At 68.1% G+C, this 22959-nt stretch carries 24 protein-coding genes; 16 read left to right on the forward strand and 8 right to left on the reverse strand.

The window, feature by feature from the left end; genetic code table 11:
* Nucleotides 1–2 precede the first annotated feature (2 nt).
* The gene (locus tag ACYVOK_RS12025; protein ID WP_460662421.1) at nucleotides 3–494 is read left to right on the forward strand and encodes a metallophosphoesterase family protein; all 492 of its coding nucleotides are present in this window, start codon (nucleotides 3–5) and stop codon (nucleotides 492–494) included.
* A 115-nt stretch (nucleotides 495–609) separates the two neighbouring features.
* Here ACYVOK_RS12025 and ACYVOK_RS12030 read toward each other — a convergent pair whose 3' ends face one another.
* The gene (locus tag ACYVOK_RS12030) at nucleotides 610–765 is read right to left on the reverse strand and encodes a hypothetical protein (RefSeq protein WP_460662422.1); all 156 of its coding nucleotides are present in this window, start codon (nucleotides 763–765) and stop codon (nucleotides 610–612) included.
* 18 nt (nucleotides 766–783) lie between these two features.
* Here ACYVOK_RS12030 and ACYVOK_RS12035 point away from each other — a divergent pair, with 18 nt between their 5' ends.
* The 4 genes from ACYVOK_RS12035 to ACYVOK_RS12050 all read left to right on the forward strand — a co-directional run bounded on the left by ACYVOK_RS12035 (nucleotide 784) and on the right by ACYVOK_RS12050 (nucleotide 5407).
* Nucleotides 784–1416 (forward strand): hypothetical protein, encoded by a 633-nt coding sequence (locus ACYVOK_RS12035; protein WP_460662423.1) that lies wholly within the window; start codon nucleotides 784–786, stop codon nucleotides 1414–1416.
* Between the two features lie 77 nt (nucleotides 1417–1493).
* Nucleotides 1494–2795 carry an exonuclease domain-containing protein gene (locus ACYVOK_RS12040; RefSeq protein WP_460662424.1) on the forward strand — a complete coding sequence of 434 codons (1302 nt, stop codon included), beginning with the start codon at nucleotides 1494–1496 and terminating at the stop codon, nucleotides 2793–2795.
* 147 nt (nucleotides 2796–2942) lie between these two features.
* Complete coding sequence (locus ACYVOK_RS12045; protein WP_460662425.1) at nucleotides 2943–4106, forward strand: aminotransferase class V-fold PLP-dependent enzyme; 1164 nt, start codon at nucleotides 2943–2945, stop codon at nucleotides 4104–4106.
* Complete coding sequence (locus ACYVOK_RS12050) at nucleotides 4103–5407, forward strand: MFS transporter (RefSeq protein WP_460662426.1); 1305 nt, start codon at nucleotides 4103–4105, stop codon at nucleotides 5405–5407. Before ACYVOK_RS12045 ends, ACYVOK_RS12050 begins: the two co-directional genes overlap by 4 nt.
* Here the strand turns inward: ACYVOK_RS12050 and ACYVOK_RS12055 are convergent.
* Nucleotides 5335–6717 carry an aminotransferase-like domain-containing protein gene (locus ACYVOK_RS12055; protein WP_460662427.1) on the reverse strand — a complete coding sequence of 461 codons (1383 nt, stop codon included), beginning with the start codon at nucleotides 6715–6717 and terminating at the stop codon, nucleotides 5335–5337. The two genes, ACYVOK_RS12050 and ACYVOK_RS12055, sit on opposite strands and share 73 nt — an antisense overlap.
* 98 nt (nucleotides 6718–6815) lie before the next feature.
* Between ACYVOK_RS12055 and pyrE the strand changes: the two genes are divergently transcribed.
* Entirely contained in the window at nucleotides 6816–7349 is a 534-nt protein-coding gene (gene pyrE / locus ACYVOK_RS12060) for an orotate phosphoribosyltransferase (protein ID WP_460662428.1), read from the forward strand.
* 476 nt (nucleotides 7350–7825) lie between these two features.
* On the opposite strand, the gene ACYVOK_RS12065 is transcribed toward pyrE, so the two are convergent.
* Both ACYVOK_RS12065 and ACYVOK_RS12070 read right to left on the reverse strand, forming a co-directional pair.
* The gene (locus ACYVOK_RS12065; RefSeq protein ID WP_460662429.1) at nucleotides 7826–8086 is read right to left on the reverse strand and encodes a hypothetical protein; all 261 of its coding nucleotides are present in this window, start codon (nucleotides 8084–8086) and stop codon (nucleotides 7826–7828) included.
* A gap of 75 nt (nucleotides 8087–8161) precedes the next feature.
* Nucleotides 8162–8650: an FBP domain-containing protein gene (locus ACYVOK_RS12070; protein ID WP_460662430.1), complete on the reverse strand. Its 489-nt coding sequence runs from the start codon at nucleotides 8648–8650 to the stop codon at nucleotides 8162–8164.
* Nucleotides 8651–8861: 211 nt separating this feature from the next.
* Here ACYVOK_RS12070 and ACYVOK_RS12075 point away from each other — a divergent pair, with 211 nt between their 5' ends.
* Both ACYVOK_RS12075 and ACYVOK_RS12080 read left to right on the forward strand, forming a co-directional pair.
* Complete coding sequence (locus ACYVOK_RS12075) at nucleotides 8862–9413, forward strand: YceI family protein (RefSeq protein WP_460662431.1); 552 nt, start codon at nucleotides 8862–8864, stop codon at nucleotides 9411–9413.
* 968 nt (nucleotides 9414–10381) lie between these two features.
* Nucleotides 10382–10888, forward strand: coding sequence for a hypothetical protein (locus ACYVOK_RS12080; RefSeq protein ID WP_460662432.1), 507 nt, complete (start codon nucleotides 10382–10384; stop codon nucleotides 10886–10888).
* A gap of 253 nt (nucleotides 10889–11141) precedes the next feature.
* Here the strand turns inward: ACYVOK_RS12080 and ACYVOK_RS12085 are convergent, their stop codons facing one another.
* Nucleotides 11142–11690 (reverse strand): hypothetical protein, encoded by a 549-nt coding sequence (locus ACYVOK_RS12085; protein ID WP_460662433.1) that lies wholly within the window; start codon nucleotides 11688–11690, stop codon nucleotides 11142–11144.
* 246 nt (nucleotides 11691–11936) lie between these two features.
* Here ACYVOK_RS12085 and ACYVOK_RS12090 point away from each other — a divergent pair, with 246 nt between their 5' ends.
* The 7 genes from ACYVOK_RS12090 (at nucleotide 11937) to pgm (ending at nucleotide 18715) form a co-directional block, all read left to right on the forward strand.
* On the forward strand, nucleotides 11937–12533 hold the full coding sequence (locus ACYVOK_RS12090; RefSeq protein ID WP_460662434.1) for a hypothetical protein: 597 nt from the start codon (nucleotides 11937–11939) through the stop codon (nucleotides 12531–12533).
* Between the two features lie 26 nt (nucleotides 12534–12559).
* On the forward strand, nucleotides 12560–13786 hold the full coding sequence (locus tag ACYVOK_RS12095) for a sensor histidine kinase (protein WP_460662435.1): 1227 nt from the start codon (nucleotides 12560–12562) through the stop codon (nucleotides 13784–13786).
* The gene (locus ACYVOK_RS12100; RefSeq protein ID WP_460662436.1) at nucleotides 13761–14438 is read left to right on the forward strand and encodes a response regulator; all 678 of its coding nucleotides are present in this window, start codon (nucleotides 13761–13763) and stop codon (nucleotides 14436–14438) included. Before ACYVOK_RS12095 ends, ACYVOK_RS12100 begins: the two co-directional genes overlap by 26 nt.
* 10 nt (nucleotides 14439–14448) lie before the next feature.
* On the forward strand, nucleotides 14449–14814 hold the full coding sequence (locus ACYVOK_RS12105; RefSeq protein WP_460662437.1) for an MmcQ/YjbR family DNA-binding protein: 366 nt from the start codon (nucleotides 14449–14451) through the stop codon (nucleotides 14812–14814).
* 110 nt (nucleotides 14815–14924) lie between these two features.
* Nucleotides 14925–15383: an NAD(P)H-dependent oxidoreductase gene (locus ACYVOK_RS12110; protein ID WP_460663066.1), complete on the forward strand. Its 459-nt coding sequence runs from the start codon at nucleotides 14925–14927 to the stop codon at nucleotides 15381–15383.
* 187 nt (nucleotides 15384–15570) lie between these two features.
* Nucleotides 15571–17037 (forward strand): fused MFS/spermidine synthase, encoded by a 1467-nt coding sequence (locus ACYVOK_RS12115; RefSeq protein ID WP_460662438.1) that lies wholly within the window; start codon nucleotides 15571–15573, stop codon nucleotides 17035–17037.
* Between the two features lie 52 nt (nucleotides 17038–17089).
* Nucleotides 17090–18715: a phosphoglucomutase (alpha-D-glucose-1,6-bisphosphate-dependent) gene (pgm, locus tag ACYVOK_RS12120; RefSeq protein WP_460662439.1), complete on the forward strand. Its 1626-nt coding sequence runs from the start codon at nucleotides 17090–17092 to the stop codon at nucleotides 18713–18715.
* Here the strand turns inward: pgm and ACYVOK_RS12125 are convergent.
* Both ACYVOK_RS12125 and ACYVOK_RS12130 read right to left on the reverse strand, forming a co-directional pair.
* Nucleotides 18712–19098: a DUF3037 domain-containing protein gene (locus ACYVOK_RS12125; protein ID WP_460662440.1), complete on the reverse strand. Its 387-nt coding sequence runs from the start codon at nucleotides 19096–19098 to the stop codon at nucleotides 18712–18714. The genes pgm and ACYVOK_RS12125 overlap by 4 nt on opposite strands.
* Nucleotides 19095–19832 (reverse strand): HipA family kinase, encoded by a 738-nt coding sequence (locus ACYVOK_RS12130; protein ID WP_460662441.1) that lies wholly within the window; start codon nucleotides 19830–19832, stop codon nucleotides 19095–19097. The genes ACYVOK_RS12125 and ACYVOK_RS12130 overlap by 4 nt, the downstream gene beginning before the upstream one ends.
* A 57-nt stretch (nucleotides 19833–19889) precedes the next feature.
* Between ACYVOK_RS12130 and ACYVOK_RS12135 the strand changes: the two genes are divergently transcribed.
* Nucleotides 19890–20945, forward strand: a complete 1056-nt coding sequence (locus ACYVOK_RS12135; protein ID WP_460662442.1) for a carboxylate-amine ligase — start codon at nucleotides 19890–19892, stop codon at nucleotides 20943–20945.
* A 3-nt stretch (nucleotides 20946–20948) separates the two neighbouring features.
* On the opposite strand, the gene ACYVOK_RS12140 is transcribed toward ACYVOK_RS12135, so the two are convergent.
* Entirely contained in the window at nucleotides 20949–22736 is a 1788-nt protein-coding gene (locus ACYVOK_RS12140) for a glycerophosphodiester phosphodiesterase family protein (protein ID WP_460662443.1), read from the reverse strand.
* Between the last annotated feature and the right edge of the window lie 223 nt (nucleotides 22737–22959).

Consider the following 22959-nt stretch of genomic DNA (forward strand, 5'->3'; position numbering starts at 1 on the left):
GCATGCGGTTGGTGCTGATCTCGGACACTCATCTGCCGGTACGGGCGAAGAAGCTGCCCGAGCCGGTGTGGGACGCGATCGACGAGGCGGACGTGGTGATCCACGCCGGCGACTGGGTAAGCGTTGCGCTGTTGGACGAGTTGGAGGCTCGCGCTGCCCGGTTGATCGGGTGCTGGGGCAACAACGACGGGCCGGAACTGCGGTCACGGCTGCCTGAGGTCGCCCGGGCGACGCTCGACGGCGTGTCCCTCGCGGTGGTGCACGAGACCGGCCCGTCCAAGGGGCGCGAGGAGCGCTGCGAGAAGGCGTACCCGGGAGTGGATGTGCTGGTGTTCGGTCACAGTCACATCCCGTGGGACACGACGACTCCGGGCGGGTTGCGGTTGCTGAATCCTGGATCGCCGACGGACCGGCGGCGGCAGCCGTACTGCACCTATCAGACGGCGACGATCAGGTCCGGCCGCCTGGAGGAAGTTGCTCTCCACAACCTTTGAGGTCTTGTTGCCGTCGACAACGGCTTTCGACGTGACTGCGGTCGGACGTGACTCAGTGACCGCCGTACCACCGAGTTACGGCGTACCGGTCACGCCCGACCTCGTCGTACCGGGTCTAGGCGTTGGCTGCTTCTCTGACCCGGGTCTTGAGGCGGTCGCGTACCTCTTCCGGCGTGTACGCGCGGCGTTTCCGCTCGCCCCGCGCGATCACCACGCCCGTTGCGGCCACGCCGACGAGCCCCGCAAGTCCTACGACCTTCCATACCTTCATGGCGACTAACCTAGCGACGTGGAGAACCGGATTTCGCTGGATGACGCTACGGAACTGACACGAACAGGTGACATTTGGCTGTTCCGCGGCGGGAGTGCCGCCGACCGGGCCATCCAGCTGACCACCAACAGCCCGGTCAACCACGTCGGAATGGCGATCGTCATCGAGGATCTGCCGCCGCTGATGTGGCACGCCGAGCTGGGCCGGTCGTTGCCCGACGTCTGGACCGGTACACATCACCGCGGTGTCCAACTGCACGACCTGCGTGACGCGGTGCTGGTGTGGACGCGGAAGTACGGTCAGCGCGCGTGGCTGCGCCAGCTCGATCACCCGGTGACGCGGGAGATGGAGGACGCCGTACTGCGGACTGTCGCGCGATTGGACGGTACGCCGTTCCCGTCGACGGCCCGCCTCGCGTCGCGGTGGGTGCGCGGGCGGATCCCGGCGTTCCGGCGCGGAAAGCGTGAGCTCGAGCTCGAATCGGCGTACTGCGCCGAGGTCGTGGCGGTGACGTACGAGGAGATGGGGCTCCTGCAGGGGCGCTCGCCGAACTGGTACGACCCGGGGCGGTTCTGGAGCGGTGACGACCTCCAACTGTCGCACGGCGCCCGGCTGGGTGCGGAGATCGCGGTCGAGATCCCGGCGGAGTGACCGAGCGCGAAAAACTGTCGGCGGCGTGTGATTGGCTTGTTCCGGGTCGGTAACCGAGCCGGAGGAGGGCGCCGCGGATGTATGCCGTCATCGACACCGAGACGACCGGCCTGCTGCCGGGCTACCGGCATCGGGTGATCGAGGTCGCCGTCGTCCTGCTGGACGCGCGGGGTCGGGTGCAGCACGAGTGGGTGACGTTGTTGAATCCCCAACGTGACATGGGTCCTCAGCACATCCACGGGATCCTGACCGCCGATGTGCTGTCCGCGCCGGAGTTCCGCGATGTGGCGCGGGAGCTCGGTGGGTTGCTCGCGGGCCGGATGGTTGTCGGGCACAACGTCGAGTTCGACCTGGCGTTCCTGCGGGCTGAGTTCGGCCGGCTCGGGTACGCCGTACCGCTGATCACCGAGCGGTCGATGTGCACGATGGCGCTGGCCGGCTATCTCTATCCCGGGGCGAAGCGGACGCTCGCTGCGTGTTGTGCGGCGGCCGGGATCTCGATCCAAGGCTGGCACTCGGCGTTGGCGGACACCCGGGCGACGGCGCAGCTGTTTGCCCATTATTTACAGGCGTTTCCATCGCCGCCGCCGTGGCAATGGGCTTATGAGGAAGTCCGACGGTTGCCGTGGCCGGCGTTGCCGGGCTCTGATTTCACGCCGACGGTTCGGCCCGTGCACGCGGGTGGTCGGCATGGGTGGATGAGCCGGATCGTCGACCAGTTGCCGCGTGTCCCTGAGCCGCCGCAGGCCGACTCCTACCTTGCCTTGCTCGACGGGATCCTTGCGAACCGCGAAATCACCGCGGCCGACGCCGACCAGTTGGTCCAGGTGGCGACCGACCTGGGCCTGACGCGGTCGCAGGTGAAGGAGCTGCATCGGTACTACGTGTCCGCGCTGGCCGAGGCGTCGTGGGGTGGTGGCGAGATCACCGCGGAGCAGCGCAGCGATCTCGACCGTGTCGCGGTGATGCTCGGGCATCGGGCATCTGATGTCGACGACGCGTTGTTCCGGGCGAGTTCCGGGCGGTACGTCGTACCGGCTCGTCCTGGAGCCCACGGCTTCCCGCCGGGAAGCACCCTGGTGTTCACCGGCGACATGGTGGAGCCGCGTGAGGTGTGGTGGGATCGCGCGGTCGCGGCCGGGTTCGTGCCTCAGGAGGCGGTCCGGCCGGACACCACGTTCCTCGTCGCCGCCGACGTGGACAGCCTCTCCGTCAAGGCCCGAGCGGCCCGCGAATACAACATCCCCATCATCTCAACCGAAGACTTCCGCCGCCTGCTCCCCACCCCCACGCCCCAACCCCCCGCGCCACCCACCCTCCGCCCTGACCCAGCCGCCACCCCGACCGACCCGGTCGCACGACGCGAACCAAGCTGGTGACGTCCACCCCGGAGGCCTGCGCGTTGGCGGCGGCGCGTGATGCCCGAGCAGGAGCGCGCGTGCAGCATGCGAGTGCTACTGTAGGACATGACGGATCATGATAGTGCTACTGGCCTGATTGAAGAACCGCTACTGAACGTCGCGACCGTGCGAGCGGACACGCCGGGAGTACGGAGCACCATCCATTTCAACAACGCAGGAGCCGGCCTGCTGACGCGGCAGACGCTGAAGGCGATGCGCGACCACATCGAGCTCGAGGCCCAGATCGGCGGCTACGAGGCTGCGGCACTCCGCGAGGAGGCGACCCAGGATTTCTACCGGGTCACCGCCGAGCTGCTCCGATGCGCACCAGGCAACATCGCATTCACCAGTAGTGCTACCCACGCTTACTCGACGGCTCTGTCGTCCATTCCGTTCGCGGCGGGCGACCTGATCCTGACCACCCGGAACGACTTCATCTCCAACCAGATTGCCTTCTTGTCGTTGCGGAAGCGCTTCGGCGTCCGGATCATGCATGCACCTGACGCCCCGGAGGGTGGTGTCGACGTCGAGGCAATGGCCGACCTGATGCGGCGGCACCGTCCTCGGTTGGTTGCCGTGACGCACGTCCCGACCAATTCGGGGCTGATCCAGCCGGTCGCCGAGATCGGCAAGGTTGCCCGCGAGCTCGACCTGCTGTACGTGGTCGACGCCTGCCAGTCGGCAGGACAACTTCCCCTCGACGTCGAACACATCGGTTGCGACTTTCTCACGTCCACACCCCGGAAGTTCCTCCGTGGTCCGCGCGGGTCGGGTTTTCTCTACGTCTCGGATCGCGTCCTGCACGGTGATTACGAGCCGCTGTTCATCGACATGTACGGTGCGCGCTGGACCGGCACGAAGGAATACCAGGCCATGCCCTCGGCCGCGCGGTTCGAGGACTGGGAGTTCTCGTACTCCACGGTCCTCGGTTGTGCCGCTGCGATCCGCTACGCGAACGAGGTCGGGGTCGAGACCGGCGGTCGACGGGCCATCGAGCTGGCCGCTCGATTGCGCGCAGGCCTGTCCACGGTACCCGGTGTGCGAGTGCTCGATCACGGCCGGCAGCTCGGTGCGCTGGTGACGTTCGCCATCGACGGATGGCAGCCGGAACCGTTCAAGGCGTCACTCGACCGGCTGTCGATCAACTCGGCCCTCAGCTTTCGGCACTTCGCGCAGTACGACTTCGCCGACAAGGACGTCGAGTGGGGCTTGCGGCTGTCTCCGCATTACTACAACACCGAGGACGAGGTGGCGCAGGTGCTCGCGGCGATCGAACAGCTCGCACGATGACGACCCTGTGGCGCAACACCGACTTCCTGAAATTCTGGTTCGGGGAAAGCCTGTCGTTACTGGGCAGCCAGGTCACAACACTCGCCCTGCCGCTGACCGCCATCTACGCTTTCAACGCCACGGATTCGCAGGTCGGGGTCTTGCGATTCCTCCAGTTGGCGCCGTACTTGGGGCTTGCTCTGCTTTTCGGTGTCTGGGTCGATCGAGTCCGCCGACGACAGGTGATGCTGTGGACCAACCTGGTTCGCATGCTTCTGCTGGGACTCATTCCTGTGTTGCACTGGCTCCAACTGCTGAACCTTCAGATTCTGCTGACGTTGGCATGTGCCATCGGCATCGCCTCGGTGCTCTTCGACGTCAGCTGGATGTCGTACGTGCCGACGCTCGTCAAAGATCCCGCGCAGTACGTCGAAGCCGGCGCGAAGCTGAGTATGAGTTCATCCGCTGCCGACGTTGCCGGTCCAGGTCTCGCAGGTTTGCTGATCGGCGCAGTGACAGCACCGGTTGCGCTGCTCGTCGATGCCGTCTCCTATCTGGTTTCGCTGGTGTCCCTAGTCTCGATCCGTACCCCGGAACCTCGTCCGGCAGTGAAGAGGAGGCGGGTCAGAGCGGAACTCGAGGACGGCCTGCGCTGGGTTTTCGGCAACCCGGTACTTCGAGCCCTGGCCTTGATCGGATTCTGCTGCAACTTCTCCATGATCACCGTCTGGACGATGTTTCTCCTGTACGGCACTCGCGACCTGGGGCTGACCTCGACCGTCATCGGCGTCATCTTCGCCAGTGCCTCGGTCGGTGGTTTGATCGGAGCCGCGCTCTCCGGCCCTGTCATCCGGCGGTTTCCGCTCGGTCGCGCCTACCTGTTCACTCAGTCGATGCTCCTGCTCGGGCCGATTTTGTTGCCGTTGGCTACCGGTCCGGCGCCTCTCGCGGTCGCGCTGTGTATCGCGTCGTTCTTTCTGACCTACCTCGGCCTCGGCGTTGCCGGCGTGATCATCGTCAGCCTTCGGCAGACTGTCACTCTCCCGTCCATGATGGCCCGAATGACAGCTGCCTTCCGCACGCTCCTCTTCGGCGGCGGTGCTCTTGGAGGACTTGCCGCAGGCATACTGTCCGACGCGATCGGTCCTCGATCCGCCTTGTTTGCCGCAGCCGCCGCGTCGGCTGCCGTCCTCGTACCCCTCTTCCGCTCCCCGGTAGGCCGGTTGACCGCCCTTCCTGAGCCGGTGTCTCAACTGAGCCGGGATGCGGCTTCGGTCAACTCCGACACGGATGCCGCGGCGGCGAAGTTGAGTCGTAAGTAGGCGCCGGGGGACTCGGCGGGGAAGAAGCGGTCGCCGGCATCGACGAGTACGCCGCGGGCTCGGATCGCGTCGGCGGCAGCACGCGCCTGGTGGTCATGAGGCAGCCGTACCCAGAGATGCAGTCCGCCGTCCGGGACCTTCGTGATGGTGAGGTCGGGCGCCGCCTGCGCCAAGGCGTTGACCAAGACGGTGCAACGGGCGCGAAGTGCGGCCGACAGAGATCTCAGGTGTCGATCCCACGCCGGAGTACTGAGCAGTTCGACGGCTGCCTCCTGCAAGGGTCTGGCGGTGAAGAAGTCATCGACGTACCGCATGCCGAGCAGGCGACGCATCACAGGGCCACGGGCGATCACGGCGCCGATGCGCAGGCTCGGCGAGGCGGGTTTGGTCAGCGAGGTCAAGTAGACGATCGTCCCGTCGTCGTCGTTGTCGACGAGCGGCCCGGGAACCGTGCGGCCGTGGCTGAGGTATCTGGCGAAGTCGTCCTCGATGACGAACGCGTTGGCCGACCGGGCGACCTCGATGATCTGGCGGCGCCGGTCGGGGGCGAGCACGACTCCGGTGGGGTTGTGAAAGGTGGGCTGGCAGTAGAGCAGTTTGGCGCCGCTCATCTCGAAGGCGTCGGCCAGCAGGTCGATCCGGATCCCTTCGTCATCCATCGGGACGGGAAGAGGCCTGAGCCCGGCGGCCCGCGCCGCCGTCAGAGCGCCGGGGTAGGTGGGCGATTCCACCAGCACCGGTCCGCCCGGTGCGACGATCGCGCGGAACAACATCGACAATGCGCCCTGACCGCCACCGGTGACCAAAACGTCCTGCGGGGTGACCGTGCCTCCGGCCATCCGGGCGAAGACGGCGCGCAGTGGCTCGAGACCGGCGGTCGGGGCGCGGTGCCATGCGTCCGGGCGGCGGGCTGCACGGGCAAGAGCGGTACCCAGCGATCTCGTGGGCTGCAGCGTCTCGTGAAGGTAGCCGCCGGACAAGGAGATGCCGCCGTCGGCCGGTGGATGAGCTGCCTCGACAGCGTTTGCGGGGTCGTACTCGCGGCCGGCCAAGGCGACCTCCTGCCACGAGGTGTCGCTGACGACAGCTTCCCGGGACACCTGTGGTACGACGAAGGTGCCCACGCCGGCGCGGGTCACCACGGCGCCTTCGGCGGTCAGAACGGCGATCGCACGCGAGACCGTGCCTGGTCCGACTCGGTAGCGCTCCATGAGTTCGCGGCTGCTCGGTAGCCTCGTCCCGGGCTCGAGACCGGCGACGACCGCCCGGAGATGCGTCAGCAGCGTTCCAGTAGTGCTACCAGCCTGCATGGTCAACCATGGTAGCTCTACGGTGCCACCTCACCGACCCGTGGCTACGTACGGTCGACAGGCGAGTTGGGGACGGTTGCTGGATAGGGTGCAGAGTCGTGGAGATTCAGGAGTTGGGACGACGGATCTATGCGGCATCTCATCTGACCGGCGAGTTCGTACTGCGGTCGGGGCAGACGTCGGGGGAGTACTTCGACAAGTACAGGTTCGAGGGTGATCCGGTGTTGCTCGACGCGATCGCGGAGGCGATGGTCGCGCTGGTGCCGGCGGACACCGAGGTGCTGGCCGGGCTGGAGATGGGCGGGATTCCGGTGGTGACGGCGCTTGGTCGTCATACCGGCTTGCCGTGCGCGTTCGTACGCAAGCAGGCGAAGCCGTACGGAACGCGTCAGCTCGCCGAAGGCGCCGAGACCGCCGGCCGTCGCGTCACCATCGTCGAGGACGTCGTCACCACCGGCGGACAGATCGTCCTCTCCACCCAAGAACTCCGAGCCCAAGGCGCCCACATCACCCACGCCCTCTGCGTCATCAACCGCAACCCCACCACCCCCAAAACCCTCACCCAAGCCGGCCTAACCCTCCACCCCCTCCTAACCTCAACCGACCTTTCCCCCCAACCCCACCCCACCTAACCACCGGCACACCGACACCCCACCCCGGCTGACCACCGTCGTCCCGTCGCCCCGCCCGAGCCCGACGTCTGCCCCGCCCGGCTGAGTACCCGCACCATCTGCCCAATCCTGTCCGGCTCAGCACCGGCACACCCACAGCCCAACCCGACTGAGCATCGTCGCCCCGACGCCTGCCCCGCCTGGCTGAGCACCTGCACCCATTCCCCCAGTCCTGTCCGGCGCAACACCGGTGCTGGGTCAGGCCGCTGATGCGGGCCGGGCAGGACGTGCCGCCGGAGGCCCATGGCCAGCCGGGCAGGGCCTGGGCGGGGTGCGCGTTGATCGACGTACCTGGATGGTGCGGTTGGGTGATCGGGTGCCTGGGCGGTCGGCGTGGCTGTTTGCCCGCTGTGGGTGGGCGCCGGGGTGTCGGGTGGTGTGCCGGATCAGGCAGTGAGGTTGAGCAGGACCAGGGTCCCGGCGGTGGCCGGTGGGGGCTAGTCCTGGTTGTCGGCGGTTTCGCGTTCTATTTCGAAGCGGAGTTGTTTGCCGGAGCGGATGCGTTCGATCGCGGCCAGGCAGGCGGCTTCGCTCATGCTGACGCCGATCTCGCCGAGTTTGTGGCGCAGTACCAGGGCTGCGTCCTCCGCGGACCGGGAGCTGGACTCGTTGATGGCCTCGATGGTTGTCGCGGTGAGCTTCTCGCGGATGTCCGGGTGAACCTCGTGGATCTCGTGCGTGATTCTGAACTCCGTCATCGCGACTCGCGCTCCCTTCGCCCGTGTGGACCTGCCGCTGGTTCCAAGCGTAGTTCCTGGTACCCACTCCGGAAGCTAGGCGAGAACGCGATTTACGAATCCTTCAAGTCGCGTGGCCAGCCGCTCGGCCCGGACCTCGGGGGAGGCGGTTTCACCCTGCGGAACCTCCACCTCGCGAAGACCGCGCAGGTACAGCGAGCAGGCGAGATCCGCGCAGATGTACGTGCCTACGGTGTTGCCCTCCCGGCCGGCCGCGCCGGCTCGCCGGGCCGCGAAAAGTGCTACGTCGGTCACATGGTGGGCGGTGTAGCACAGATCGCACAGCCCCGTGCCTCGACGCGGTTTGCCGGTGGCCTGGGTGTTCAACGCGATGCCGGTGACGCCGCCTTCTCGCGGTACGACGAGGTACCCGCGGTTGGGCGCCTTCGGGTCGCGCCAGCCGAGGAAGTCCAGTGACTCCCACGGGAGTTCCGCGAACCTTTGGGGCAGCGTCATCGCCTTGACCTGGCTCTTGGACGAGTTGACGAATGAGCGCCGGATCTCTTCGACGCTGAGCGGTTGCACGACAATCCTCCGATCCTTCGACCACACATCACACCTGGCGGACCGGCGTACCGCAACCAAATATCCCGCTGGTTGCCAGCGGCAACGGTCGGCCGTCGGCGGCGGGTGGTGCGGGTCTCGTCACGGTTGCGGAGGGGTGGACATCCGAGCGCATTGGGTGAAGAGTGGACTATGCAAAGTTCAACTATACCTTCCTCTGGAGGAGTGCTTCATGGCTAGCGAGTACGCCGCTCTGACCGGTGACTACACCATCGACACCGCGCACAGCCGCGTCGGGTTCGTCGCCCGGCACGCGATGGTGACGAAGGTGCGGGGGTCGTTCAACGAGTTCGAGGGGACCATCCACCTCGACGGGGAGAACCCGGAGAACTCGTCGGGACGGGTGACGATCCAGGCCAAGAGCATCGACACGCGCAACAGCCAGCGGGACGAGCATCTGCGCAGCAACGACTTCCTGGACATGGACAACCACCCGGAGCTCACGTTCGTGTCGACGTCGGTCAAGCAGAACGACGAGACGACGTTCACGGTCGTCGGCGACCTCACGGTGCGCGGGGTGACGAAGTCGGTCGAGATCCCGTTCGAGTACACCGGCTCGGCCACGGACCCGTTCGGCAACCAGCGGGTTGGCCTCGAGGGTTCGGTGGTGATCAACCGCAAGGACTTCGGCGTCAACTGGAACGCGGCCCTGGAGACCGGCGGCGTACTCGTCAGCGAGAAGGTCACCCTCGAGATCGAGATCTCGGCAATCAAGAACACCTGATCACCGAACAGCCGATCAGCCGGAGCGGTTGCCGGTCGGCGACAACGGCTGACGACCAGGTGCGGCTGGTGATGAGGAAGAGCTGATCAGCAGGCCCGCCCGTCCGGACAGCGCTCGACGGGCGGGCCTGGCTGGTCAACGGGTTCGGATGGTCGATAAGACAGTTGACGGATCGCTAAGCAGCCTGACAGCGGGAACGCTGGACTGGCGCGAGTGCCTGGGGAGGGGCATCGGCTGGGACTCCGGGGCTGGGGAGCAAGCCGCTCGCCGGAGCCCACGAACAGGTCGAGGTGGCTGGCGCGGATGGCTCGTTGGCTGGGGTGGCCGTCTGCGCGGGCTGGGGAACAAGCCACTCGGCGGAGCCCGCGAACAGGTCGAGGTGGCTGGCGGGGATGGCTGGTTGGCGGGGACGGCCGGTCTGCGCGGGCTGGGAGCAAGCACCCCTTGGCGCGGCTGGCGAACAGGTCGTGGTGGCTGACGAGAGTGGCTGGTTGGCGGGGGTTGGCCGGTTTGCGGGGCTGGGGAGCAAGCCGCTCGGCGGTGCCTGCGGACAGGTCGAGGTGGCTGGCGGGGATGGCTGGTTGGCGGGGTGGCGGGTCTGCGGGGGCTGGGGAGCATGCCGCTCGGCGGAGCCCGCGAACAGGTCGAGGTGGCTGGCGGGGATGGCTGGTTGGCGGGGGTGGCGGGTCTGCGGGGGCTGGGGAGCAAGCCGCTCGGCGGAGCCTGCGAACAGGTCGCGGTGGCTGGCGGAGTGGGGTGGCTGGCGAGGGTGCCTGGTTTGTGGTTGATGGGTGCGAAGGCTTGATGTTGTGTGTTGGAGGATTCCTCGGGGGCTATTGGTCGCCACGGGGGGTCCTCTTGTTTTGGGGGTTTGTGGAGGTGGGGTCACGATCGGGGCGGGGCGGTTGGGTGGTGGGGCGGAGTGGGGAGACTGGGGGTAAGTGCCGGCTAGGTCGAGGGGTCCGCCGATGATCGACACGAGGTTGGGGCGTTGGTTGGCGCCGCTGTTCGGGCGGCGGCGTGGTGGACGGCGTACGCCTGAGGCGTTCCGGCCGCGCGGGACGAGTTCGCGGGTGAGCCGGTTGGCGGCGCGGTACGACGCCGACGTCGATGCGGCCTTGCGGCGGCTTTGGCCGAAGGCGCGGATCTACCGCGACCGGGAGTTCACCCGGGACCGGGCCGACTTCCTGCTCGTGGTCCGCGGACGTGGCGTGATGGTCGAGACGAAGGTGAAGAGCGATCCCGGGGTGTTCCGTGGTTCGACGCTGCCGCCGCTGCTCGATCGGTTGCAGCGGGACGGCCGCCGGCTGGTCGTCGTACTGAACCAAGGAGATCCGACGCCGGCTCGGGAGATGGTCGCCGGCAAGCTTGGTGACAGAGGCTGCGTCGTCGTGTGGTCGGGGCCGGAACACGACGACGATCTACGTCAAGCAGTCGAGGCAATGCTCAATCAGACGGTCCGCCACCACCCGTGAGCTGACCAGGCAGCTAGGGCGATGCGGCGCGGTGTGCGGCCGCGCGGAGACGTGGTCGTGCCGCCCTGCCGCCGACTGACGCTGTCGTGCCCACTGCCGCCGCCGGACGTCTCGTGCTTACTGCCGCCGACGGGCGTGTCGTGCCGTCTGCTTCTGCCGCCGACTGGCGTGTCGTGCCCTCTGCTGGCAACTGGCGTGGCTGCGGGCGCGGCTACGGCGTGGGGGCACGGGGCAGGCGGGCGGTGGGTGTGGGTTAGCAGGCGTTGGGGGTGGTGCGGCCGCCGTCTACTACCCAGCGGCCTTGGAGTTGTTGGACTCGCATTTCGTCGAGCCAGCGGGTGGGGGTGGTGGCGGGGAGGACGGAGCGGCCCTTGGCGTCGACCGTGCGGGCCGCGGTGGTGTCGTAGCAGGCGCTGACGATGACGCCGTTGGAGGCGAGGGTGCGTTTGGCCCAGAGCACCTTGGTGACGCCGGTGTTGTGCAGTTTCTTGGTGCGGAAGTACTTCGCCTGCGCGCTGATCGACTGGAACAGGGCCGGCGTCATCACCGGCGCGAGTTGCTTCGTCTTCCGGCCGCCGCTGCGCATCATCTGATCGAGCGCGATCCGGTACTCGTAGTACGCGTTGACGACCGGATCGGCCTGGCCGGCGGTGCCGATCTGCTCGGTGAGGCCGTTCTTCGACGCCTTCTTGGCGCCGGGGGTCGAGGCGGCGACATCGGACGACGAGTCGTCGCTACCGCATCCGGTGAGCATCAAAACCGGGATCAGCGTGGCGGTCACCGCCAGGTTCCGAATGCGCATGGTGTCCGAACCTCCTGTCGGGCGCGGCACGGCCGCTTGCGCCGTCGGGCACCCAGGATGCACTGAAGCAGTACACGCCGTCCGGCACTGACCGTGTAACGGCGTGAAACGGACGGTGGTCACTGTGAGCTGGGTCACAGGCTGCCCCTACCGGGGTACGGGGTGCGGTTTGGCTCCGTGGCCGGATGTACGGCGGACCGCTGATTCCTAGCCTCGATCTCAGGCGATGAGACCTGAGGAGACGATATGGCGGACACTCGCACGCTGCGCCGGACCGGCGCGGGCGGACCGGCATACGGGACGTTGACGGCCCGGCTGCTGCGGTCGATCTGGTACGACGTACGGCTCGTATGGCTCGGCGCCCAGACGATGGCCGACGCGGTGACGGGTCAGGAGCGTACGGCGGAGGCGCGGTGGGAAGTGTTGGCGAGGTCCCAACGACTGGACCGCGCCAAGGCGCGGCGCGCGAAGGTCGGGCGGGAGGCGGGGGTGGTGTTTGGGCATGGGGTGGTCAGTTCGGGGCTGGGGGTGGTGAGTTGGTTCTTGGTGGGGTTGTTGGTGATGGCGGTGGTGCGAGGGCCGCTGTACGGGGTTGTGGAGCATGGGCCGGTCGGGGCGGGGACGTGGGGTGGGCCTACCAAGGCGGGGGCTTGGGCGGTGCATGCGGCGGTTTCGGTGCCGATCGTGCTGGGGTTGCTGTTCGGGTTGCGGGGGATCCAGGTGCTGCATGAGGCGTTGGTGCGGCGGCTCTACGGGATGGCTGGGCCGTGGGTGCTTCCGGCAACCATCACCGTGTGCGGCGGTGGGCTGGTGCTGATGTGGTCCTGGATCCAGCAGCTGTGACCAGCTCGCGGACTAGGGTCCGGAACGTGATCGCCAATGGATGGCCGCGCGGGCGTTGGGCCTCGGGTGCCGTCCTGGGAGTCGCGGCCCTGGCGTTCCTCACGGTGCTGGATCTGGCTCAGCACTATCGCGCGCCGCTCGGCGCCGTACTCGGGCTCGGCCTGGCGCGAGGGCTAGGGCTGGCCCTGGTATGGGTCCGACCTCGGGCGGCGCTGCTCGTGTCTGTGCTTGTCACGGCGATCACGGCTGCGACGACGGTACCGGTGTCAGCGAGTGAGCCTTGGCCGTGGGGTACGACGGCGGCCTTCGGTACGTCGTTCGTGGTGGCGATCGCCGGTGCGCGCGGGGTGGGCCGGGGTGAGTTGCTGACGTGGTGGCTTGTCATACAAGCGCTCGGAGTTGCCGCGATCGCTTGGGCACCTGACCGGGGTGACTGGGGTGGGTTGCTCGTCATGGCGGCGCTGTCGGGCGTCGCTGTGGTGGTCGCGGATCTGCTGAGGTCACGGGCGGATACGCGTCGCAGGTTGGCTGAGCAGGAGGTCGTCGGCAAAGAGGAGCGGGCTGCGCGGGCGCGGCTGGAGGAGCGGGCGCGGATCGCGCGGGAGCTCCATGATGTCGTCGCACATCATCTCTCGGTCGTCGTGGTTCGCGCGGACAGTGCGCCGCATCGCTTGGCTTCGCTGCCGGACGACGTACGGGAAGAGTTCGCGGAGATCGCCGATGCGGCGAGGGCGTCGTTGACGGAGATGCGGCGGGTGTTGCGGTTGCTGCGGGATCCGTCCCCCACGCAGCCGCCGCTGGGTGAGCTTGGGCCGCAGCCAGGGTTGGAACAAATCGAGGAGCTTGTCGAGACGACGAGGCAGGCCGGCGCGGATGTGCGGCTGGACGGCGGGGTGCCGAGTGGGCTGGATCCTGCGGTGGAGTTGGCGGCGTACCGGGTGGTGCAGGAGGCGTTGACCAATGCGGTGCGGCATTCGCCGCGGTCGGTCGTGCGGGTGACGGTACGGCGAGACGGCGGTGAGCTGACGCTGAGGGTGTGGAACGGGCCCGCGGCGGCTGGTGGGGAAAGTGAGGGCGGGGCGGCAGAGCAGGTGGCCCGGGATGGGCATGGGTTGGTGGGGATGCGGGAGCGGGTGGGCCTGCTGGATGGGACGGTGAGGGCGGGGGCGACCCCAGGAGGGGGTTATCTGGTGGAGGCTTTGATTCCGGTCGGGGAGGAGGTGGTGGGTGGTGATCAGGGTGTTGGTGGTTGACGACCAGGAGATGGTCCGGGCCGGGTTCGGTGCGTTGCTGGATGCGCAGGCTGACATCGAGGTCGTCGGCCAGGCCGCGGACGGCGCCGAGGCGGTCGAGCTGGCGGCGGAGTTGCGTCCGGACGTGATCCTGATGGACGTGCGGATGCCGGTGATGGACGGGCTCGCCGCGACCCGCCGCATCCTTGCCGCCGATCCGCCGGACGGGGAGGCATCGGCGGTGCCGCGGGTCGTGATGCTGACGACGTTCGATCTGGACGACTATGTGTATGCCGCTCTGCGGGCGGGGGCGAGCGGGTTTCTGCTGAAGCATTCGACGCCGGACGAGTTGGCGAGCGCGGTTCGGGTCGTGGCGGCTGGGGACGCGTTGCTGGCGCCGTCGGTGACGCGTCGGCTGGTGGAGGACTTCGCGCGTGCGCAGCCCGTGGTGCCGATCACTCCCGTCCACCTCACGCCGCGGGAGACCGACGTACTGCGGCTGGTCGCTCGCGGACTCTCCAACCGGCAGATTGCCGACGGACTCGTGCTCGCCGAGCAGACCGTGAAGACACACGTGAGCAACATCTTGACCAAGCTGGATCTGCGGGACCGCGCGCAGGCCGTGGTCTACGCCTACGAAGCCGGCGTCGTGACCCCTGGTCCGCGCCACTGAAGGAGGACATATGGAGGCGCTGGAGCGGTTGCGCGAAATCTGTCTGGCGCTGCCGGAGACGACCGAGCGGCTCAGTCACGGGGAGCCGACCTGGTTCGTCCGGGACAAGAAGGTGTTCGTGATGTTCGCGAACCAGCACCACGACGACCGGGTCGCGCTCTGGTGTGCCGCGCCGCCGGGCGTCCAGGAATCGCTGGTCGAGGAGGACGCGGAGCACTTCTTCAGGCCGCCGTACGTCGGTCATCGCGGCTGGCTCGGCGTCTACCTCGACGTGGAGGACGTGGACTGGGACCACCTCGAGGATCTGGTCGAGAGCGCGTACCGGCAGATCGCCCCCAAGACGCTGATCGCCAAGCTGGACGAACCCCGCCCATAACCCGGTCGGGACATCACAGCCGGCCCTGGCGAGCGTGACCGTCGGCAACTCGCCGTACGGGTGCTTCAGTAGAGTGAATTCGGTGAGGCATTCCGTGGTCGTCGTCGCCCATCCCCGCCCCGCAGCTTCGTGCACGCCCTGGCCGAGACGGCCGCGTCGGCGCTGATCCACTCACCACGCAGTACCGTCACGAGCTCGCCACGGCCGACACGCTCGTGGTGGCCCATCCGAACTGGTGGGGCAAGCCGCCCGCGATCATGGCCGGCTGGATAGATCGCGTCATCGTGCCCGGAGTTGCCTACGAACTGGTCACCGCCGAAGGTGAACCGACGTGTCTGCTTCGGCTACGCCGACTGGTGGTGCTCAACACCGGCGACACGCCCCCGGAACGCGAAGCCGAAGTCTTCGGCGACCCGCTCGCAGCGATCTGGGAACGCTGCGTCGGCACCTACCTCGGCGACGCCACCGTCGAACGACTGCTCGCAACCCCCTTGGGCGGTTCCACGCCCGAACGACGCCAGGCCTGGCTCGACCAAGCCCGTCGACTGCTGGCAGAGCCATCAGCCTGATACCGGAGGTCGATGTCGGCTGAGGCCGACCAGCGCCGCCGCCTGGCCGACCGTCAGCTCGTCGTGTTCGGAAGTCACCGCGTCAGTCTGGCGGGGCGACGTCGACTGCCGAGGGTCGCTCGCAAGTTCGTACGCCGACGTGTGCAACCGAACGAGTGGTGGTTGGACCGACAGATAGGGTGACGCGGTGAGCAACGGGCATGTGGGGTCGCGGCTGGCCATCGGGTTGGCGTTCGGCAGTTCGGCGGCCGTGATGGTGCTGGAACTCGTTTCGCTGCGGCTGGTGGCGCCGTACATCGGCCTGACGCTGGAGACGAACACCGCGGTCATCGGTGTCGCCCTGGCAGCGATCGCGACCGGTGCCGCGCTGGGCGGCCGGTACGCCGACGCCGTACCACCGCGCAAGACGCTGGGCCCGCTGGTGCTGATCGCCGGGGCACTGGTGATGCTGATCCTCCCGGTCGTGAGGTGGACCGGTGAGTCGCTGCGTGGCGGCGGCACCGATCTGGTGTTCCTGGTCCTCGCGGTGGCGCTGTTCGCTCCGGCGTCGCTGCTGGCGGCGGTGACACCCATGGTGACGAAGCTGCGCCTGGCCACGCTGGCGGAGACCGGTACGGTCGTCGGCCGCCTCTCGGCGTACGCCACGGTCGGTGGGATCGCTGGGACCGTGCTGACCGGGTTCGTGTTCGTGTCGAAGGTCCCGGTGAGCACGATCCTGCTGACCCTCGGCGGCCTGCTGGTGGTGTCGGGTGCCGCGCTGACCGTCGTACTGCGTGGTGCTCGATCGGCTGTGAAGCCGGTGGCCCTGGCACTCATCGGTGCGACCTTGACCCTGGTCGCTCCCCGGCCGTGTGAGGTGGAGACGGCGTACCACTGCGCACGGGTGGTGGCCGACCCCAACCGTGAGAGCGGGCGCACGTTGTACCTGGACCAGTTGCGGCACTCGTACGTCGACCTCAAGGACCCGACGTACCTGGAGTTCGACTACATCAAGAACTTCGCCGCCGCGATCAACGGCACCTGGCCGGACAGCCGGCGGCTCGACGCGCTGCACATCGGTGGCGGCGGCCTGACCATGCCGCGCTACCTGACGGCTACCCGGCCGGGCAGCCACAACAAGGTGTACGAGATCGACGGCGCGGTCGTCGATCTCGACAAGGCGGAGCTCGGCGTACGGACCGGTCCGGAGCTGGACATCACGGTCCGCGACGGCCGGCTCGGGATCCGGGACGAGGCGACCGACAGCGACGACCTGATCGTCATGGACGCGTTCAGCGGGGTGTCCGTGCCGTGGCACCTGACCACGCGTGAGCTGGTCTCCGACATCCGCCGGGTACTCCGTCCGGACGGCATCTACCTGGTCAACGTCATCGACTTCGGCAACCTGGCCTTCGCCAAGGCGGAGATCAGGACGCTGCAGGCGGAGTTCGCCCACGTCGCAGTGATCGCCCGCGCCGACGAGCTCGCGGGGCGGGCCGGCGGTAACTTCGTCCTGGTCGGCTCGGACCGGCCGATCGACGAACGGTCGATCGCCTCGCGCCTCGGGCCGGGCATGGAGATCCAGGGCCGACTGGCCGATTTCGTCGGCGACGCGCCGGTGCTGACCGACGACTACGCCCCGGTCGACCAGCTCCTGACGCCGTACTCCAGCTGACCGCACCACCCCCGGAGTTGTGATCTCGGGCCGGGGATTGTTGCATGTCCCCATGCACCCACGCGCAGGTCAGCCCGCTCAGCCCGAGGACCTCGTCGACGTCGACGCGCTGCTGAAGGCGTACGACGAGATCACCCCGGACGTGCAGAACCCAGCTCAGAAGGTCGTCTTCGGTACGTCGGGACACCGCGGATCGAGCCTGGACGGCGCCTTCAACGAGGCGCACATCCTGGCCATCACCCAGGCGATCTGTGAGTACCGGGCCGGCGAGGGGACGTCCGGCCCGCTCCTGGTCGGCCGGGACAGCCACGGCCTGTCCGAGCCGGCCTGGCGGACCGTGCTCGAGGTGCTCGCGGGCAACGACGTCGAGACGCTGGTGGACAGCGCCGACCGGCTCACGCCGACCCCTGGCGTCTCGCACGCGATCCTGCGGCTCAACCGCGGTGCCGGGGCCGGTGCGGACGGCATCGTCATCACGCCGTCGCACAACCCGCCGCGGGACGGCGGCATCAAGTACAACCCGCCGCACGGCGGGCCGGCCGACTCGGACGCCACCGGCTGGATCGCGGCGCGGGCCAACGAGTTGATCGCGGGCGGCAACCGTGAGGTACGGCGGAAGCCGTTCGAGCGGGCCCGGTCGCAGGCGGGGGAGTACGACTTCGTCGGCCACTACGTCGACGACCTGCCGTCGGTGCTGAACCTGGACGCGATCCGCTCGGCCGGGGTGAAGATCGGCGCGGACCCGCTCGGTGGGGCCAGCGTCGACTACTGGGCTGCGATCGCCGAGCGGCACCGCCTCGACCTGACCGTGGTCAACCCGGCCGTCGACCCGGCCTGGTCGTTCATGACGCTGGATCACGACGGCAAGATCCGGATGGACTGCTCGTCGCCGTCCGCGATGGCCTCGCTGGTCGCGCAGCGGGACCGGTACGACGTGGCCACTGGCAACGACGCGGACGCGGACCGGCACGGCATCGTCACGCCGGACGCCGGGCTGATGAACCCGAACCACTACCTCGCCGTCGCCATCTCGTACCTGTTCACCAACCGGCAATGGGGTCCGGACGTCGCGGTCGGGAAGACGCTGGTGTCCTCGTCGCTGATCGACCGTGTGGTCGCGGACCTGGGCCGGCGGCTGTGGGAGGTGCCGGTCGGCTTCAAGTGGTTCGTACCGGGCCTGATCGACGGGTCGGTCGGATTCGGCGGCGAGGAGTCGGCCGGAGCGAGCTTCCTGCGTTTCGACGGGACGGTGTGGACCACCGACAAGGACGGCATCCTGCTGGCGTTGCTGGCCAGTGAGATCACCGCGGTGACCGGTGAGACGCCCTCACAGGCTCACGCCAAGCTGGTCGAGCGTTTCGGTGCGTCGACGTACGCGCGGGTGGACGCACCGGCCACGCGCGAGCAGAAGGCCAAGCTGTCGGCCCTGTCCGCCGACGCGGTCACGGCGACCGAACTGGCCGGTGAGCCGATCGTGGACCGGTTGACGAGTGCCCCGGGCAACGGAGCCGCCATCGGCGGGCTGAAGGTCACCACGGAGTCGGCGTGGTTCGCGGCGCGCCCGTCCGGGACCGAGGACCTCTACAAGATCTACGGTGAGTCCTTCAAGGGTCCCGAGCACCTCGAGCAGGTTTTCGCCCAAGCCCGGGAAGTGGTCTCCACAGCGCTGGAGAGCTAACGCACGAAGGCGTCGAGCAGCCGGTCCAGGTCCGCGGCGGGGTCGTTGGTGAGCCCGCTGTGGATCGGACCGGGGTGTACGACGGTACTGCGGGGCGCGGCCAGCCACCGGAAGCGCTCGCCGATCCCGGTCGCCGCGGCCGGGCCGCCGTCCGGGTCGCCCGCGCAGATGGCCCGGATGTGCTCCAGCGACGCGCACACCACGTCCACGTCGACCGCGGGGTCGAGTGCCTTGAGCCTGCTCGGCTCGACGTCCCAGGCCGCGCCGAGGAAGTCCAGCGCGCGGCAGTACAGGACCGCGCCGACGTTGACGAACTCCCCACGGTGGATCCGTGGCGCGGCCCGCAGGATCACGTAATCGAACGGCACAAGCTCCGCCGTCACCGCACACCTCCCGGCAGCCAGGCGGTCCGGTTCTCCAGCCGGGCGACCAGATGACCGAGGTAGCGGTCCCGATCCCCGTCCTCGATCCACTCGTCGGGAACCAGCCCGATGACTTCCCGCAGCAGTGACGGCGTGATCGCGGCCGCCAGGTCAGCGTCCACAGCCGGTACGTCGGGTCCGGCGACGGAGAACACGTGGTCGGAGGCGTCGTACGGGAGCGCGGCGAACTTCTCCGCGGACATCCAGGAGTGGTGGAAGTACAACGCGGCTCCGTGGTCGATCAGCCAGAGGTTCTTGTGCCAGACCAGCATGTTGGTGTTCCGCCACGACCGGTCGACGTTGGCGACGTACGCGTCCAGCCAGAGGATCCGGGCCATGCCCTCGTCGCCCGGGTTGCCGGCCGAGCCGTCGTACCCGAAGGCGCCGGGCAGGAAGTCGACGGCCAGGTTCAGGCCGGCGCTGCGGAGCAGCAGTTCCTGGATCTCGAAGTCGGGCTCGGACTTGCCGATCGCGGGGTCGAGCAGCATCAGCTTCAGCTCGGGGACGCGCAGTCCGAGCCGGCGGAACAGTTCGCCGACGATCACCTCGGCGACCAGCGCCTTCGGTCCCTGGCCGGCGCCGTGGAACTTGAGCACGTACGTGCCCAGATCGTTGCCCTCAACAACTCCCGGGAGCGAGCCGCCCTCGCGCAACGGCAGCACGTAGCGGGTCGCGGTGACGGTCGGAAGGCTCACGTCGCAGAGCCTAGTGACCTCGTTTCCGCGACCGGCCGACCGGGTACCGGCGAACGAGTGAAGCACCCCTCTTTCGGAGTCGAAGAAGAGCTGTTGCTCGTTTCCGCCACCGGCGATCCTCTGCCGCGCAGCAAGGCTGTGCTCGAGGATCTGGACGACCTGGACGTGGCACTGGAGCTGACCAGGGCTCAGGTCGAGATCAACAGCCCCGTCTGTCGGACCGCCACGGAACTGCACGGTCACCTGACCGAGATGCGCCGCAAGCTCGCTGCCGCCGCCGAGGAGGAGGGCGGCCGATTACTCGCTGTCGCAGTACCTCCGTACGGCAAGGCGATTCAGTCCATCACCAGGAAGCAGCGCTACCAGGAGATGGCTGCACGGTACGGCCAGTTGGCGCGTGAGCAGGCGGTGTGTGGATGCCACGTGCATGTCGACGTCCCCGACAAGGAGACGGCGACGCGGGTCAGCAACCATCTACGGCCGTGGCTGCCCGCTCTTCTGGCCCTGACGGCCAATTCACCGATCTATCTGGGCGAAGACACCGGGTTCGCCAGCTGGCGATGGCTGATGTGGACGCGGTGGCCGTCTTCCGGCCCGCCGCCCTACCTGGAGTCCGCCGAGCACTATGACGCGCTGGTGGCGATGCATCTGGCGGCAGGCACTCTGATGGACGAGCAGATGGTCTATTGGGACGTCCGGCCGTCGTCACATCTGCCGACGGTGGAGGTTCGGGTCAGTGACGTCCCGCTCACTGTGGACGAGACGGTGCTGATGGCGACGCTCGTCCGCGCTCTGGTGATGACGGCGCTGCAGGACGGCACAAAGGGCCCGACCTTGGAGCCCGAGATTCTGAAAGCCGCGTACTGGCTGGCGGCACGAGACGGGATCACAGCCGACGGGTTGGGAGTCCGGACCGGTGAGCGGCAGCCGATGCCACAGATCCTGCAGGCGCTGCGCCGACACGTCGAACCGGCGCTGCAGGAACTCGGCGCCGCGGACTCGGTTGAAGAGGGGCTGCAACGGGTAATGGCTGACGGCAATGGAGCCGTCCGCCAGCGCAAGGCCTTCCGTGAGGGCGCCAACCTCATCGCCCTCACGGAAGTCAAACCCTGAGCCTCAGCTGCGCAGGAACGCCTCCAGGCCGTGCAGGTCGTCGGTGTTGATGTGGTCGACCTCCGCAGCCTCCAGCTCGCTCCATAGCGCCTCACGTGCCGCTCCGCGCACGTCCGGCGTCGCCCAGAAGCGCACCCGGTAACCGGCGTCGTGAGCCGTCTCCACGATGTCGCGCAGCTTCGTCCGTTCGGCGGCCGGCATCGGGCCGACACCGGTCCAGGTGAAGTGCTTCGTCCAGTTGTCGCTCACCAATGGCATGAGTGACGCGGGCATCCCGGAGTGCAGGTCGGCGAGCCGCCCGTCGTAGCCGGCGTACCTGACCTTCTGCGCCTTCAGGACCTCGAGCGGCCGGTTCCCGCTGATCACCGACGTCACCGCGCCCTTCAGCACCCGGCCATTGATGAAGATCGTGCTGATCCCGCGGTACTTCGTCAGCACCTTGTCGATCGCGGCGTACGTCGTCGGGCCGTCGCTCTTGATGTCGATGAGCAACTGGAAGTCGCGTCCGTGCTTGTACACCCGCCCGTGGTTCTCCCGTACCCGGTCGGCCAGCGGCTTCAGGTACAGGCTCTCCAGGGTGCGGCCGGGCACGGTGTCCTCCAGGTCGTGCGCGACCCGCAGCTCGCCGTCGACCAGCCAGACGTCCGCCTCGACGCTGTTGAACCCGCGGTCGAGTGCGTCCTGCAGCGGCCGCCGGTGCTCGTAGTCGTTGTGCGCGTGCGCCGCCGGCAGCGCCCGTACGGCGGGAGCGTCGTACGACCGCGGCAGCTTGAAGCCTTCGGAGCGTACGACGTCACGCAGCCGGTCGGGGTAGTCGGTGATGATCCCGTCGACACCCTTGTCGATCAGCGACTCCATCGTCGCCGGGTCGTTGACGGTCCACGGCACCACCTTCATGCCGGCCTGGTGCGCGGACTCGACCATGTCCGCCGTGACGTACGGGCGGTAGTCCGGGTCGGTGATCTTGCCGCCCTGCGGGAAGCCGTGCACGGGCGAGATGGCGGAGGCGCCGAACGACTGCGTCGCCTTCACCAGGTCGCCGCCGAAGTCGTCGATGTCGAGTCCGCCCAGCCACGGCGACTTGCCGGGCTGCCCGACCTGCAGGAAGTCGTAGTTGGTCAGGGCGACCAGCGGCAGCTCGGGCGCGACCTGGCGCATCCGCATCAGCGCGCCCCAGTCGAAGCTCTGGATCGTCACCTGCCGGGCGATCCGGGCCGTGCGGACCTCCTGGGCGACGACCTGGACGAACTGCTCGCGCGGCGCGGTCTCGGACGGCGCGCCGGCTTCGACCTTGGTCTCGATGTTGAGCTTCACGCCGTACGCGTGGAACCGGTGCACGAGCGCGAAGACGTCGCGCAGTTCCGGCATCTGGGCGCCCGGGTCGGGCTGCTGGCCGGGGTAGTTCGGCAGCGTCTGCGAACCGCAGTCGAGCTGCTTGACCTGCTTCAGCGACAGCGTGTTGATGTACTTGCCGACGTACGGGTATTCGGGATCGCCCGGCGTGTACGGCGCGGTGTCCTTGCACTTGCTGCCGGAGATCCGGCGGTCGTGGGTGACGACCACGTGACCGTCCTGGGTGATCTGGACGTCGAGCTCGAGCGTGCTGACGCCGAGTTCGAGGCCGCGGGAGAACGACGCGATCGTGCTTTCCACCGTGAGTCCGAGGCCGCCGCGGTGGGCCTGGATGTCGAAGTCCCCGCGGGAGGCCGCGGCCGGTGTGGCCGGCAGCAGCCCGGAGACCATCCCGGAGATCATGGCGAGCGGAAGCAGCGCGCGGGTAAGGCGGCGCATGAGGGTGTCCTTCCGGAGGGTGTGGGCGGATGACCCCGAGGCTGTCGGCCTCAGGGATACCTCTGCCTTCGAGAAGGTAACCCAGAAACGGCCGCCCGGTGACTGCCGCGTGTCGCACGCCTCGGGAGGGTCAGATCCAGCCCCGTCACGCAGACCCTGACCCGTTTCTACGGAATCCGCTAGAAACCGGAAACGCCCCGGCCGACCGGCCGGGGCGTTTCAC

The sequence above is a fragment of the Kribbella swartbergensis genome (assembly GCF_054784135.1).

Excerpts from the sequence above, each read along its gene's own strand:
- ACYVOK_RS12025 (WP_460662421.1), top strand. The coding sequence starts at position 3 with ATGCGGTTGGTGCTGATCTCGGACACTCATCTGCCGGTACGGGCGAAG.
- ACYVOK_RS12080 (WP_460662432.1), top strand. The coding sequence starts at position 10,382 with ATGATCGACACGAGGTTGGGGCGTTGGTTGGCGCCGCTGTTCGGGCGG.
- pgm (WP_460662439.1), top strand. The coding sequence starts at position 17,090 with ATGCACCCACGCGCAGGTCAGCCCGCTCAGCCCGAGGACCTCGTCGAC.
- ACYVOK_RS12105 (WP_460662437.1), top strand. The coding sequence starts at position 14,449 with ATGGAGGCGCTGGAGCGGTTGCGCGAAATCTGTCTGGCGCTGCCGGAG.
- ACYVOK_RS12085 (WP_460662433.1), bottom strand. The coding sequence starts at position 11,690 with ATGCGCATTCGGAACCTGGCGGTGACCGCCACGCTGATCCCGGTTTTG.
- ACYVOK_RS12030 (WP_460662422.1), bottom strand. The coding sequence starts at position 765 with ATGAAGGTATGGAAGGTCGTAGGACTTGCGGGGCTCGTCGGCGTGGCC.
- ACYVOK_RS12040 (WP_460662424.1), top strand. The coding sequence starts at position 1,494 with ATGTATGCCGTCATCGACACCGAGACGACCGGCCTGCTGCCGGGCTAC.
- ACYVOK_RS12075 (WP_460662431.1), top strand. The coding sequence starts at position 8,862 with ATGGCTAGCGAGTACGCCGCTCTGACCGGTGACTACACCATCGACACC.
- ACYVOK_RS12050 (WP_460662426.1), top strand. The coding sequence starts at position 4,103 with ATGACGACCCTGTGGCGCAACACCGACTTCCTGAAATTCTGGTTCGGG.
- ACYVOK_RS12065 (WP_460662429.1), bottom strand. The coding sequence starts at position 8,086 with ATGACGGAGTTCAGAATCACGCACGAGATCCACGAGGTTCACCCGGAC.
- ACYVOK_RS12055 (WP_460662427.1), bottom strand. The coding sequence starts at position 6,717 with ATGCAGGCTGGTAGCACTACTGGAACGCTGCTGACGCATCTCCGGGCG.
- ACYVOK_RS12140 (WP_460662443.1), bottom strand. The coding sequence starts at position 22,736 with ATGCGCCGCCTTACCCGCGCGCTGCTTCCGCTCGCCATGATCTCCGGG.
- ACYVOK_RS12090 (WP_460662434.1), top strand. The coding sequence starts at position 11,937 with ATGGCGGACACTCGCACGCTGCGCCGGACCGGCGCGGGCGGACCGGCA.